The organism is Nocardia thailandica NBRC 100428 (assembly GCF_000308795.1).
Classification (GTDB): Bacteria; Actinomycetota; Actinomycetes; order Mycobacteriales; family Mycobacteriaceae; genus Nocardia; species Nocardia thailandica.
The window spans coordinates 1-12,565 of sequence record NZ_BAGK01000227.1 but is presented as its reverse complement, the minus strand read 5'-3'; the positions used below and the strand labels follow the sequence as shown (position 1 = coordinate 12,565).

The 12,565-nt window shown below is 70.6% G+C and carries 14 protein-coding genes; 9 read left to right on the top strand and 5 right to left on the bottom strand.

All coding sequences use genetic code 11. The annotated features are described in order from the left end of the window. Positions 1 to 310 (top strand): lysoplasmalogenase family protein (locus ON36_RS26650; protein WP_218001238.1); only part of this gene is annotated, 310 nt, incomplete at its 5' end. A 46-nt stretch (positions 311 to 356) separates the two neighbouring features. Beyond that, positions 357 to 1,286 carry an alpha/beta fold hydrolase gene (locus ON36_RS26645; protein ID WP_043659075.1) on the top strand — a complete coding sequence of 310 codons (930 nt, stop codon included), beginning with the start codon at positions 357 to 359 and terminating at the stop codon, positions 1,284 to 1,286. Here ON36_RS26645 and ON36_RS26640 read toward each other — a convergent pair. Then, positions 1,283 to 1,711, bottom strand: a complete 429-nt coding sequence (locus ON36_RS26640) for a hypothetical protein (protein ID WP_506330732.1) — start codon at positions 1,709 to 1,711, stop codon at positions 1,283 to 1,285. The two genes, ON36_RS26645 and ON36_RS26640, sit on opposite strands and share 4 nt — an antisense overlap. 223 nt (positions 1,712 to 1,934) lie before the next feature. On the opposite strand from ON36_RS26640, the gene ON36_RS26635 reads away from it, so the two are divergent. The 5 genes from ON36_RS26635 (at position 1,935) to ON36_RS26615 (ending at position 6,709) form a co-directional block, all read left to right on the top strand. Continuing rightward, positions 1,935 to 3,026: an acyl-CoA synthetase family protein gene (locus ON36_RS26635; protein ID WP_043659071.1), complete on the top strand. Its 1,092-nt coding sequence runs from the start codon at positions 1,935 to 1,937 to the stop codon at positions 3,024 to 3,026. Further along, the gene (locus ON36_RS26630; protein WP_043659068.1) at positions 3,026 to 4,402 is read left to right on the top strand and encodes an aldehyde dehydrogenase family protein; all 1,377 of its coding nucleotides are present in this window, start codon (positions 3,026 to 3,028) and stop codon (positions 4,400 to 4,402) included. The genes ON36_RS26635 and ON36_RS26630 overlap by 1 nt, the downstream gene beginning before the upstream one ends. 21 nt (positions 4,403 to 4,423) lie before the next feature. Beyond that, positions 4,424 to 4,738, top strand: coding sequence for a hypothetical protein (locus ON36_RS26625; protein ID WP_043659065.1), 315 nt, complete (start codon positions 4,424 to 4,426; stop codon positions 4,736 to 4,738). 22 nt (positions 4,739 to 4,760) lie between these two features. After that, positions 4,761 to 5,444 (top strand): TrmH family RNA methyltransferase, encoded by a 684-nt coding sequence (locus tag ON36_RS26620; protein WP_083885444.1) that lies wholly within the window; start codon positions 4,761 to 4,763, stop codon positions 5,442 to 5,444. A gap of 176 nt (positions 5,445 to 5,620) precedes the next feature. Continuing rightward, complete coding sequence (locus ON36_RS26615) at positions 5,621 to 6,709, top strand: glycoside hydrolase family 76 protein (RefSeq protein WP_043659062.1); 1,089 nt, start codon at positions 5,621 to 5,623, stop codon at positions 6,707 to 6,709. On the opposite strand, the gene ON36_RS26610 is transcribed toward ON36_RS26615, so the two are convergent. Both ON36_RS26610 and ON36_RS26605 read right to left on the bottom strand, forming a co-directional pair. After that, positions 6,706 to 7,374, bottom strand: a complete 669-nt coding sequence (locus ON36_RS26610; RefSeq protein WP_043659060.1) for a DedA family protein — start codon at positions 7,372 to 7,374, stop codon at positions 6,706 to 6,708. The genes ON36_RS26615 and ON36_RS26610 overlap by 4 nt on opposite strands. 22 nt (positions 7,375 to 7,396) lie before the next feature. Then, a complete protein-coding gene (locus ON36_RS26605; RefSeq protein ID WP_052314371.1) occupies positions 7,397 to 8,056 on the bottom strand; it encodes a DedA family protein in 660 nt (219 codons plus the stop codon). Positions 8,057 to 8,330: 274 nt separating this feature from the next. Between ON36_RS26605 and fbaA the strand changes: the two genes are divergently transcribed. Both fbaA and ON36_RS26595 read left to right on the top strand, forming a co-directional pair. Next, positions 8,331 to 9,365 carry a class II fructose-bisphosphate aldolase gene (gene fbaA / locus ON36_RS26600; RefSeq protein WP_043659057.1) on the top strand — a complete coding sequence of 345 codons (1,035 nt, stop codon included), beginning with the start codon at positions 8,331 to 8,333 and terminating at the stop codon, positions 9,363 to 9,365. Positions 9,366 to 9,389: 24 nt separating this feature from the next. Continuing rightward, a complete protein-coding gene (locus ON36_RS26595; RefSeq protein ID WP_043659056.1) occupies positions 9,390 to 10,508 on the top strand; it encodes a BTAD domain-containing putative transcriptional regulator in 1,119 nt (372 codons plus the stop codon). A gap of 359 nt (positions 10,509 to 10,867) precedes the next feature. Here the strand turns inward: ON36_RS26595 and ON36_RS26590 are convergent, their stop codons facing one another. After that, a complete protein-coding gene (locus tag ON36_RS26590) occupies positions 10,868 to 11,926 on the bottom strand; it encodes a fused (3R)-hydroxyacyl-ACP dehydratase subunits HadA/HadB (RefSeq protein WP_043659055.1) in 1,059 nt (352 codons plus the stop codon). Positions 11,927 to 12,023: 97 nt separating this feature from the next. Next, positions 12,024 to 12,565: Rv0361 family membrane protein (locus tag ON36_RS26585; protein ID WP_043659053.1), on the bottom strand; the 542-nt coding region annotated here is incomplete at its 5' end.

The window sequence follows — 12,565 nt, the reverse complement described above, 5'->3', positions numbered from 1 at the left end:
CTACGGCGCGACCCTCGGCACCGCCGCGGTGCTGGCCTCCGACCCCGCGCTCGCGCCGGACGCGCGCGCCGTCGCGGGCCTGAACATCCCCGGCGCCGACCCGCGCAGCCGCCTCGGCCTCGGCGCGCTGCTGTTCACCGTGTCCGACGGGCTGATCGTGGCGCGCAGGCTGTTCGCCCGCTCGTCGCGGTCGCGCCGGGTCACCGAGGGCGTCATCCTCGCCACCTACGCCGCCGCGCAGTACCTGCTCACCGAACCCGCCGCGCACCGCCCCGCGGTCGCGCCGGGAGGGCGCGTCACCCAGAACTAACGTCCGCGTCGTGCGCAGGCAACAGCCGCCGCGCACGCTTCGTAAGATGACAGCGGAAGTGCAGTTCGTCGAGGTCCACGGCTATCGCCGCGCGTTCCGGATGTCGGGCACCGGCCCGCCGGTGCTGCTGATCCACGGCATCGCCGACAACTCCGGCACCTGGGACCCGGTCTTCGACGCCCTGGCCGAGCACTACACGGTCATCGCGCCGGACCTGCTCGGCCACGGCGAATCGGCCAAGCCGCGCGCCGACTACGCGGTGGCGGCCTACGCCTGCGGCATGCGGGACCTGCTCGGCGTGCTCGGGATCGACCAGGTCACGCTGGTCGGGCATTCCCTCGGCGGCGGGGTCGCGATGCAGTTCGCGTACCAGTTCCCCGAGCGGGTGCAGCGGCTGGTGCTGGTGTGCCCGGCCGGGATGGGCCGCGGCGTGCATCCGGCCTTCCGGCTGTCCACCCTGCCGGGCGCGGGGCCCGCCCTCATCGCGGTGACCTCCCTACCCGTGCGGACCGCGATCCGCTGGGCGACGCCGCTGCTCCGCAGGCTCGGCGGCGCCGGGCTCGGGCCGGACCTGGACTACGTCCTCGGGCTCTACGGCAGGCTCGCGGACTCGACGGCCCGCAACGCGTTCCTGCGCACGATCCGCGCGGCCGCCGACCCGCGCGGCCAGTCCATCACCAGCCTGGATCGCGGCTACCTGTCCGCGTTCCTGCCGACGCTGGTCGTCGGCGGCACCCGCGACGCCGTCATCCCCTCGTACCACGCCCAGGTGGCGCATCGCGCGCTCGACGGCAGCGAGCTGGAGATCTTCGACGGCGCAGGGCATTTCCCGCACCACTACGAGCCGGACCGGTTCGTGAAACTGGTGCGCTCGTTCGTCGACGACACCGACGCGGCGGCCTACGACGCCGAGCACTGGCGACGCAGCCTCCGGCAGGGCAAGCCGCCGGTCGACGCCCCGTCCTCGGGCAGTTAGGACAGGTACGGCAGTACCATGATCCGGTCCCGGTCGGCCGGGTCGACCCGCACAGACAGCACCCGGCCGACCTCGATCCGTGGCCGGTCCACCGGCATGACATCGAAAACGATGGTGCCCCGGTAACTCTCGGTGCCCGGCACGGTCAGCGACAGATCCAGCTCCGTGAGTTCGCTGTGATGATCGGTGCGGGCGAGCGGATGGACCCGTTCGATGACCGCCCAGCCCTCCAGCCCGTGCTTGCGCAGCCTGCGGTCCGCGCGGCTCGGCAGGTCCGACAGCAGCATGCCGACCCCGGCGCAGGTGCCGAACAACCCGACCATGATGACGACCTGGTACGGCAGCGTGCCCGGCGGCGCGTGGGGCGCGAGCCAGGACAGCCAGAGTGCGAGCGCGACGAGATAGACGGCCGTGACGCCGAGCATCGTACGAAGGATGCGTGCGTGGTTCATGGGCGACGCCTGGGGTGTTCGTACTTCTTCTGTCCAGGATAGGCCGCGTGACCGGCCCGGGGGAGGGTTCGGCGCGGCGCCTATCGGGAGATAGAACCGGCGGCGAGCCACGGGGCCCGCGTTCTCGCGCACGGGAAGATTGCCGCGTTCGTACGGAATGCCCCACTTTCGGGGTATCTAATCTGGAGACCGAGACATGCGCTCCGAACTTCTGGATCTCGACTCGCACGCCGCCGCGGTGGCGGAACCGGACGAGTACATCCGCTCCCTCATGGCCTGGCATTTCGGCGAGGACACCGGCAGCCCCTACTGGCTGCGCCGGGCCCGCACGCTGGATTTCGATCCGCTCACCGACATCCGCACCCACGCCGACCTGGCCCGGTTCCCCAACGTCGTCGACGAGTTCCGCGACGTCGCGGTCGAGGACCTGATCCCGCGCGGGCTGACCGGCGCCGACCGCGCGGTCGCCGGGGTCTACGAGAGCGGCGGCACCACGGGCGCGCCGAAGCGGTTCGTCCTGTTCGATCCGTGGATGGAGTTCGCGCTGAGCTGGGACGAGCACCACTACGCACCGCTCGGCACGCGCAACACCCTCGCCGTCGCACCCGGCGGGCCGCACATGTTCGGCGAGTTCGCCCGCCGCCGCGCCGGACGGCATCGGGGCCTGTTGTTCACCATCGACCTCGACCCGCGCTGGATCAAGCAGCTGATCGCCTGCGGGGACACCGCGGCCACCGAGCGCTACGCCGAGCACCTGGTCGACCAGGTCGCGGGGATCCTCACCACCCAGCGCGTGGGCATCCTGATCACCACGCCGCCGCTGCTGGAGCGGATCGCCCGTCGCGACGACCTGGTGCGGATCATCAACGAGCAGGTCGCCTACATCTGCTGGAGCGGTGCCCACATGAACGCCGACGCGCGCGCCATCTTCCGCGAGGAGATCTTCCCCGGCATCCCGTTGAAGGGTCTCTACGGCAGCACCACCATCCTCGGCATGTCCCGCGAACGCGACGAGGAGCGCGCCGACGGCCTGCCCGTCTTCGACACCCCGAGCCCCTACATCACCTTCCGCGTCGTCGACCCGGCGACCGGCGACGAGGTGGATTACGGCCGACGAGGCCAGGTCGTCATGAACCACCTCACCAAGTACGCGCTGCTACCCAACAACCTCGAACGTGACACGGCGATCAGGGTGGAGCCGCCCGCGGGCGCCCTGGGTTGCTCGGTGGCCGACGTGGCGCCGGTGACCACCTTCGGCGACGCCGAGGTCATCGAGGGGGTCTACTGATGACCGGGATCTGGATCGACGCGCTGGGACCACGGGGCGCCTACCGTGCCCGGGAGCGCAAACCCGTTGTCGCCCTCTCGGGGTCGGTCCTCGGCGAGATCAGCCAGGTGCCGACCCTCTACATCCGCCGGACGCTGGCCGCCATGCGGGCCGCGCCGATGCTGTCCGCCGCCGAACGCTTCGACGTGCTGGAACGGGCCGCCGACCTGTTCACGACCGCCGAGATCGGCGGGCTCGGACCCCAGGAGTACGAACGGCTGGTCTCGACCGCCTCCGGCGTGCCGTCGGCGGTGGTCCGCCAGTCGGTGGCGTGGGTGGCCGAGGTGCTGCGCGAACAGCGCGCCACGCTCGGACTGGCCATGCCCGCGGGGGCGGCGGGCGACTGGCAGGACCCGCGCACCCTGGGCGGTTGCGCGGTCTGGACCCGTCGCGGTGACGTGTTCGCGGTGCACGCGGCGGGCAACACCCCGGCCGTCCACGGCCTGTGGCCCGAGGCGATCGCGATGGGATACAAGGTGGCTGTGCGGCCCTCGACGCGGGAGCCGTTCACCGCGTTCCGGCTGGTGAGCGCGCTACGGGCGGCGGGCATGCCGCCGGAGCTGGTCACGCTGCTGCCCTGCGATTACGCGGGGGCCGACGTTTTGGTCGCGGAGTCGGATTTCGCCATCGTCTACGGCGGCGAGGACGTGGTCCGCAAGTACGGCGCCGACCCGAGGGTCCTGACACAGGGGCCGGGCCGGTCGAAGATCCTGGTCACGGCCGACGTGGACTGGCGGGACAAGATCGGGCTGATCGCCGCGTCGGTGAGTCATCTGGGCGGCACCGCCTGCACCTGCACCACCGCGGTGCTCGTCGAGGGCGATCCGGCCCCGCTGGCCGAGGCGCTGGCGGCCGAACTCGCCGCCATCCCGAGCCTGCCCGCCGATCACCCCGACGCGGTGCTGACCGTGCAGCCGCACGACACCGCCGCCGCCGTCGACGCCTACCTGCGCCGCGTCGCCGGGAACGCGCGTCCCCTGCTCGGCGGGGACACCATCGTCGACGCCCTGCCCGGTGGCGGCGCGGTCCTGCGTCCGGCGGTGCATCTGGTCGACCGGGCCGACGCGCCGCAACTCGACGTGGAGCTCGGTTTCCCGTGCGTGTGGGTGGGACCGTGGTCGCCCGCCGACGGTGTCGCGCCGCTGCGGCGGTCGCTGGTGCTGACCGCGATGACCCGGCGCCGCCCCCTGATCGACGCCCTGCTGGACGAGCCGTCGATCACCAACCTCTACCTCGGCGACCACCCAACCACCTGGTTGCGTCCGGGCGTCCCGCACGACGGCTACCTGGCGGACTTCCTCATGCGTACCAAAGGCATGATCCGGTCCGGGGTCTGATCGGCGGTTACGATTCCGGGGGTGAGCTACCCCGCGCCGCCCTACGGCTACCGGCCGCCGCCCCCGGATCATCCCAAGGCTTCGACCGTGCTGATCCTCGGCATCCTCGGGCTCGCCGTGTGTCAGGTGGTCGCGCCCTTCGCCTGGATCATGGGGCGGCGCACCCTCGCCGAGATCGACGCCTCGGGCGGCACGCTGGGCGGGCGGTCCAACGCCCAGATCGGCTACATCCTCGGCATCGTCGGGTCGGTGTTCCTGATCTTCGGGCTGCTGGTGACGCTCGGCGCGGTGCTCATCTTCGTGCTCTCCGTGTCGGCCGGGAATTCCGGCTACTGAGCCTGCCTCTAGCATTTCCCGGGTGAACGAGCCGGTGACCGAAGTATCCGAGCAGGCCGCGGGCCCCACCGAATGGGGCGAACACCCGCACGGCCTCGGTCCCTGGGCGCTCGAATACGGTGAACCGCTGCCGACCGACCCGCGCTACGACCCGGAGCTGCTGGCCGAAGGCGACCGACGCAACGTCGTCGACGCCTACCGGTACTGGTCGCGGGAGGCGATCGTCGCCGACATCGACGCGCGGCGGCACCCGTTCCACGTCGCCATCGAGAACTTCGGCCACGACGCGAACATCGGCACCGTGGTCCGCACCGCCAACGCGTTCGCGGCCGCCGCGGTGCACATCGTCGGCCGCCGGCGCTGGAACCGGCGCGGCGCCATGGTGACCGACCGCTACCAGCACCTGATCCACCACAGCGACCTGACCGGCCTGCGCGCCTTCGCCGCCGAGGCGGGACTGTCCGTGGTCGCCGTCGACAACGTGCCGGGCGCGGTCCCGCTGGAGACCGCCGAGCTGCCGCGCGAGTGCCTGCTGCTCTTCGGCCAGGAGGGCCCCGGCGTCAGCGACGACGCCAAAGACGCTGCCGCCCTCACGGTCTCCATCGCCCAGTTCGGTTCGACCCGCAGCATCAACGCCGGCGTCGCGGCCGGCATCGCCATGCACGCCTGGATCCGCGCGCACGCGGACCTGTCCCGCGCCTGGTGACCAGACCGCTCGGCCTGGTTGTGATCGATTCGGCGTCAGGTCGGTAACAAAACGGGAGCGAAATCCCGTGCGGAACTGGCACCATGGTCCCCATGACCTCGCGAAGCGGCCGGCGCCCGACCCCAGATCGCGCCGGTGCGGCGCCGACGCCTGCCGTGTGGTCCGAACGGGCGGACATGGCCGAGGCCGCCATCCTGTCGCGGCACCTGCGCCCGCTGTGGGCGATCCCGGGCACCGAGCTCGGCGTCGTCGGCTGGCCCGCCACCAAACGCGAGCGGGGCTTCCTCACCTGGCACTTCTGGTGGCAGGCCCACCTGCTCGACTGCGCGGTCGACGCCGCCGTGCGCGTCCCCACCCCGGCCCGCCGCAAACGGGTCGGCGCCATCGCCCGCACCCACCGGCTGCGCAACCTGACCGGCTGGACCAACCGCTACTACGACGACATGGCCTGGCTGGCCATCGCGCTGGACCGCGCCGAACGCACCCAGGGCCTCACGTCGCTGCGCGGCGGCCTGAAGGCGCTCGAGCTCCCCCTGTTCAGCGCGTGGGATCCCGGCAACGGCGGCGGCCTGCCCTGGCGCATCGGCTCCGACTTCTACAACGCCCCCGCCAACGGCCCGGCAGGCATCGCCCTGCTGCGGCTCGGCCAGACCGACCGCGCGCAGGAGATGGCCGACTGGCTCGACGCCACCCTGCGCGACCCCGAGACCGGACTGATCCTCGACGGCATCCACCTGCCCTCCGGCGAGATCGAACGCCCGGTGTTCAGCTACTGCCAGGGCGTCGTGCTGGGCCTGGAGACCGAACTCGCCGTCGAGACCGGCGCGTCGCGGCACACCGACCGGGTCGCCGCGCTGCTGGCCGCGGTCGAGGAGCGGATGACCACCCGAGGCGTCATCACCGGCGGTGGCGGTGGCGACGGCGGCCTGTTCAACGGCATCCTCGCCCGGTACCTGGCGGTGGTCGCGGTCTCCCTGCCCGGCGACGGCCCCCGCGAGCAGGGCATCCGCCGCAGCGCCGCCGCGATCGTGCGGGCCTCGGCGGTCGCGGCCTGGCACAACCGCCTCGACGTCGAGGGCGAGCCGCTGTTCGGCCACGACTGGAACGTGCGCGCCACCCTGCCCGGCGGATCCGCGGGCGCGGGCAAGTTCACCGCGGGCGGCTCGGTGACGGCCTCGGTCGTGCCCGAACGCGACCTGTCGGTGCAGCTGTCGGGCTGGATGCTGATGGAAGCCGCCTACCAGGTCGCGGCCGCCGGGGCCTAGCGCTCCTCGACCGCCAGCGGCGCGAGTTCGTCGACGTCGAACTCCTCGGCGGGCTTGGCCATCTCCTGGCGGTAGTGCCGCAGCCCCAGGGCGGTGCCGATGACCAGGCCGGCGATGAGCGTGCCGATGACCACCGGCATCAGCCAGGACACGCGCTCGAGCACGTTGCCCGCGTAGAAGCCGATCAGCAGCAACACCGGGGCCCAGATGATCGCGCCGATGGTGCTGGCCACCGTGTAGCGGCGATGGTCCATCCCGGCCGCGCCCGCGACCATCGGGCACAGCGTGCGCACCCACGGAATCCAGCGGGCGACCAGCACGGCGAGAAAGCCGTGTTTCTCCAGCAGCGCGGTGACCTTGGCCAGATTGCGGGTGTTGATGTAGCGGCCGTTCTTACGCGCGACCAGCCGATGCCCGGTGCGGTGCCCGACCACATAGCCGACCTGGTTACCCGCGATCGCGGCGATCATCGTGCCGACGGCCAGCGCCCAGACCTGCGCCTCGCCGGTCGCGTGCGAGGCCATCACGATGCCCGCGGTCAGCAGCATGGAGTCGCCGGGCAGGAACAGCCCGATGATGAACGCGCACTCGAGGAAGACGAAGACCAGCACCACGGTCCACACCATGGCCGGACCGGCCGAGATCAGTGGATCGAAACTGCCCATAGCGGGGTGGGTCCTTACGAGCTCAGCGGATCTCGTTCGCCGAGGCGGTGAGCTCGACGGTGGGTTCCGGGTCGGCCGGCACGCCACGGCGGTTCGACAGGATCTTCTTCCCGACCGTGATGATCGCGGGCAGGATCGAGACGAACACGATCATGAGGAAGATGGCCTCGACGTGGTCGCGGATGAAGGCGACGTTGCCGAGGAAGTATCCGAGCACCGTGATACCGCCGCCCCACAGGACCGCGCCGACGATGTCGAAGATCACGTACTTGCGGTAGTCCATGCGCGACACACCGGCCAGGACCGGCATGAACGTGCGCACGATCGGCACGAACCGGGCCAGGATGATCGTCTTCGGGCCGTGCTTCTCGAAGAACTCGTGCGTCTCGGTGATGTAGGCCTTCTTGAAGAAGCGGCTGTCTTCCTTGTCGAAGATGGCCGGGCCGATCTTGCGGCCGATCCAGTACGCGCACTGATCGCCGAGGAACGCGGTCAGGATGACGAGCGGAACCAGGACCCAGATGTTGACCGGCGGGTTCTCCTGGGCGGCGAGCATGCCGCCGGTGAACAGCAGCGAGTCGCCCGGCAGCAGCGGGAACAGCAGACCGGTCTCGATGAAGACGATCGCCAGGATGGCCGGTAGCACGGCGTCCGCGAGCCAGGTTTCCTTGAGCAGATACATCGGGTCGAGCAACTGGGTCAGCGCAAGGTTGCTCGTCACCGCATCGGATACCGCCAGCAAAGTCACGGGCCCTACAGTACCGGGCGAATCTGTGACGCGAGGTGTCCGATCTTCAGGAACAGCGGTGTTCGAGCCCGATCCCCGGCCCCGCGCGACCGCCCAGCGAACGCGGGGGAACCGGCGAACAAGCCGGTGAACCCGCCCGAACACTCCTAAATTAGGGTGTGGCCTGACAGAATTGGTTTTTTGCTCCCCACACACGGAGGTCACTGCTGTGCCTATCGCGACCCCGGAGGTCTACGCCGAGATGCTCGGCCGGGCCAAGGCGAACTCGTTCGCGTTCCCGGCCATCAACGTCACGTCGTCGGAGACGATCAACGCGGCCATCAAGGGCTTCGCCGACGCGGGCAGTGACGGCATCATCCAGTTCTCCACCGGTGGTGCCGAATTCGGCTCGGGTCTCGGCGTCAAGGACATGGTCACCGGCGCCGTCGCGCTCGCCGAGTTCGCGCATGTCATCGCCGCGAAGTACGACGTCACCATCGCGCTGCACACCGACCACTGCCCGAAGGACAAGCTCGACACCTTCGTGCGCCCGCTCCTGGCCATCTCCCAGGAGCGCGTCAACGCCGGGCAGAACCCGCTGTTCCAGTCGCACATGTGGGACGGCTCGGCCATCCCGATCGACGAGAACCTCGAGATCGCCAAGGATCTGCTGAAGGCCACCAAGGCCGCCAACATCATCCTCGAGGTCGAGATCGGCGTCGTCGGCGGCGAAGAGGACGGCGTCGAGGCCGAGATCAACGAGAAGCTCTACACCTCGCCCGAGGACTTCGAGAAGACCATCGACGCCCTGGGCGCCGGCGAGAACGGCAAGTACCTGCTCGCCGCCACCTTCGGCAACGTCCACGGCGTGTACAAGCCGGGCAACGTGGTGCTCAAGCCCGAGGTGCTGGCCGAGGGTCAGCGTGTCGCGGCCGCCAAGCTGGGCCTGGCCACCGACGCGCAGCCGTTCGACTTCGTCTTCCACGGCGGCTCGGGCTCGCTGAAGTCGGAGATCGAGGACTCGCTGCGCTTCGGCGTGGTGAAGATGAACGTCGACACCGACACCCAGTACGCCTTCACCCGCCCGGTCGCCGGCCACATCTTCAGCAACTACGACGGCGTGCTGAAGATCGACGGCGAGGTCGGCAACAAGAAGGCCTACGACCCGCGCAGCTACCTGAAGAAGGCCGAGGCTTCGATGTCGGCGCGCGTCGTCGAGGCGTGCAACGACCTGAAGTCCGCGGGGCGCTCGATCAGCGCCTGATAGCGAGCCTGGGGGCCCGAGCTCATGACTCTCGACGTACGTGTGCTCGGGCCCGTTCGGCTGCTCGTCGGCGGTGAGCCGGTGGCGGTCGGCGGGCCCAAGCCGCGGGCACTGCTGGCCGCGCTCACCGTCAACCGGCGCCGCGCCGTCTCCTCGGCGGCGCTGGCGGAGATGGTGTGGAACGAGAATCCACCGGATTCCTACGCCGCAAGCCTGCAGGTGTTCGTCTCCAACATCCGCAAGGCGCTGCGCAACGCGGGCATCGACCCGGCCGCGGTCCTGCGCACCGAGAACTCCGGCTACCGGCTGGAGATCGACGACACCGCCTGCGACATCGGCCGCTTCGAAGCGGCCCGCGAGGCCGGTGCGCGCTGCCTGGACTCCGGCGACCACCCCGGCGCGTCCACGCTGTTCGCCACGGCGCTGCGCGAGTGGTCGGGCCGCGCGCTGGCCGACCTGGCCGGACTGGCCTTCGCCGACGGTTTCGCCACCGCCATGGACGAGGAACGGCTGATGGCCGCCTCCGCCCGCATCGACGCCGAGATCGCCTGCGGCCGCGCCCATTCGGTCATCGGCGAACTCGTCTCCATGACCAACGAACACCCCCTGCGCGAGCCGCTGTGGGGCCAGCTGATCACCGCGCTGTACCTGTCCGGCCGCCAGGCCGACGCCCTGGAGGCCTGCCGCCGGGTACGCCACGTGCTCGCCGAAGAACTCGGCATCGACCCCGGACCGGCGCTCATCGACCTGGAACAGCGGGTCCTGCGCCAGGAATCGCTCAGCATCGTCGAGGTCCGCCGCGCCGACAACCTCGCCGCGGCCATGACCGAAACGGTCACCGAGGTCCCGCGCGCGGTCCGCAACGGCGTCCTGCGCCTGCCCGACGGCCGCGACATCCCGATTCCCGCCGCCGGCCTGCGCATCGGCCGCATGACCGACAACGACCTCGTCGTCGACGACCCCAAAGCCAGCCGCTACCACGCGCACATCATGCCCAGCCGCGCCGGACTGCTGATCAAGGACCTGCACTCGGCCAACGGCGTCTACATCAACGAAACACCGATCGAGGAAGGCACCCTGCTCGCCGACGCCGACCTCATCCGGATCGGCAGCACGGTCCTGGCGTTCCGGGCTGTGACATAGGAGCGCTGGCGCGCTCGGGACGCGGCCCTTGGGGCCCCGACGAAAAGAGACCCGATACTCGCGCCTTCGGCGCTTTGTCTCGGGTCTCTTTTCGGCGGGGCGGCCGCGACCGCCGCTTGCGCGGCGGGGCCTCCTCGGGGTCGGCCCGTGGTGGTTGCGGGTGGAGCGTTGGACACCCAGGGTGCCAGGCTGGCCGACCGGGATCGCCCAAGTAGGCCCAGACCAGGCGGGGTCGGGCTGGGGCGCTTGGTCGGCCAGGTGTCGCTCCTGGCCGGATGCCGCTCAGGTCAGGAGGATTCGCGCTGGGCGGCCGGCACTCGCCCAGGTCAGGAAAATCGGGCTGGACGGCCGGAACTCGCTCAGGTCAGGCGGACTTCGGCTACGGCGCGGCCGAAGAGCTTCTTGCCCTCCGAGGTTCCGGTCAGCAGGACGGTGGCGGCGCGGCGGTCGGGGTCGACCGACTTGATCTTGCCGGTGAATTCGATGGTGCCCGCGGCGGCGGGATACACGGGGACGAAGCCGGCGAAGCGTACGGCGAGCTTCTCGATGGCCGACGGGTCGCCCAGCCACGAGGTCAGGTAGTCGGCGGCCAGGCCCATGGTGAGCAGGCCGTGCGCGACGACCGTCGGCAGGCCGGCGAGTTCGGCGGCGCGGTCGCTGAAGTGGATCGGGTTGGGGTCGCCGGAGACGCCCGCGTAGTTGGCGAGGTCGCCGCGGGTCACCCGCGCGGTGGCGGGCGGGAGCACCGTGCCCGCGGCGACGTCCTCGAAGCCGGGAGTGGTGTTGACGGCGGTGAATTCGCGTTTCGGCGCCGCGGGGGCGGGGCCCTCGAGCGGGGTCAGCACGTCGCTGCTCGACACGCCGGCGATCTCGGCGGGGCGCATGTGCATGGAGATGTTCTCCACGGCCTCGACGATGCCGGGGTCCACCTCGACGCCGCGCCGCGCGACGATGGTGGTGGTGCCCTGCACGGCGACCTCGCCGTCCTGGTTGCTCAGCAGGAACTTCACGTTGACGAAGTCGTTGTCGCCGAAGGAGCGGACCGACTCGATCTCGATCTCGGTCGTGATGCGGTCGCCCGCGGTCATCGGGCGGAAGATCTCGAAGACCTGGTCGGTCTGCAGCACCTGGGACAGGTCGTAGTCGGTCAGCACCGTCTCGAGCAGGGCGCGGGTGACGCTCATGCCGATGACCGAGGAGAAGGTGGGCGGCGCGATGATGCCGTCGTAGCCCAGCTTGCGGGCGTCCACCTCGTGCTGGTGGGCGGGATGCAGATTCTGCACCGCGCGCGCGAATTCGCGGATCTTCTCGCGCCCGACCTCGTAGTGATCGCGGAACCGGAAACGCTGACCAGCCAGCGAGGCACTCCGGACCACGGCGTCTGCTTCCGGCTGCGCCACTGTCTGTTCCCTGCTCATGATCCGGGAAATGGTACTCGGCACCCGGTGCCATGACCAGTTGCGTGTGACCCGTCTTACCATGCATCGGGGCTGGTAAGACGGGTCACCGTGGGCGCTACTGGGTGCCCGCGGGGTCGCAGACCTTCCACTCGTCACCGCTGCGCTGCAGGTCGAAGGTCCGCGCGGTGCGCTTGGACGTGTCGGCCTTGGTGTAGACCTGCGCCTCCGCGAGGGCGGTGTCGCCGGTGATGCGCACCGCCGTGACGCTCGACACCACCGGGATCGAACCGCGCTCGTTCGACAGGCGGTGCACGGTGTCGAACTGCTGCGCGGTGATGCCCTGGTAGAAGTCGTGCAGCGGCCCGCAGGTGGTGGCCCGCAACTGGTCGAGGTCGCCCTTGCCGAGCGCGTCGGTGTACTCGGTGATCGCCGTGCGCACCTGCTCCTCCGGGGAGCTGCTGCCGACTCCGGTCAGCAGCACGATGCCGGCGACCAGCGCGAGCACCACCGCCACCGCCGCGCCGGCGATGATCAGCCAGCGCTTGGACCGCGGCGCCGCCTGCTCGCTCTCCCCGACGGGACCGACCCGCTGCGGCTGGGCCACGACCGGACGCGCGGCGTCACCGGATTCGCCCGGCGCGACCGCGCGCGGCGGGC

Bases quoted from the DNA above. Each gene is read 5' to 3' on its own strand.
- ON36_RS26615 (WP_043659062.1), top strand. From the start codon at position 5,621: ATGGCCGAGGCCGCCATCCTGTCGCGGCACCTGCGCCCGCTGTGGGCG.
- ON36_RS26640 (WP_506330732.1), bottom strand. From the start codon at position 1,711: ATGCTCGGCGTCACGGCCGTCTATCTCGTCGCGCTCGCACTCTGGCTG.
- ON36_RS26610 (WP_043659060.1), bottom strand. From the start codon at position 7,374: ATGGGCAGTTTCGATCCACTGATCTCGGCCGGTCCGGCCATGGTGTGG.
- ON36_RS26605 (WP_052314371.1), bottom strand. From the start codon at position 8,056: ATGTATCTGCTCAAGGAAACCTGGCTCGCGGACGCCGTGCTACCGGCC.
- ON36_RS26645 (WP_043659075.1), top strand. From the start codon at position 357: ATGACAGCGGAAGTGCAGTTCGTCGAGGTCCACGGCTATCGCCGCGCG.
- ON36_RS26630 (WP_043659068.1), top strand. From the start codon at position 3,026: ATGACCGGGATCTGGATCGACGCGCTGGGACCACGGGGCGCCTACCGT.
- ON36_RS26590 (WP_043659055.1), bottom strand. From the start codon at position 11,926: ATGAGCAGGGAACAGACAGTGGCGCAGCCGGAAGCAGACGCCGTGGTC.
- ON36_RS26635 (WP_043659071.1), top strand. From the start codon at position 1,935: ATGCGCTCCGAACTTCTGGATCTCGACTCGCACGCCGCCGCGGTGGCG.
- ON36_RS26595 (WP_043659056.1), top strand. From the start codon at position 9,390: ATGACTCTCGACGTACGTGTGCTCGGGCCCGTTCGGCTGCTCGTCGGC.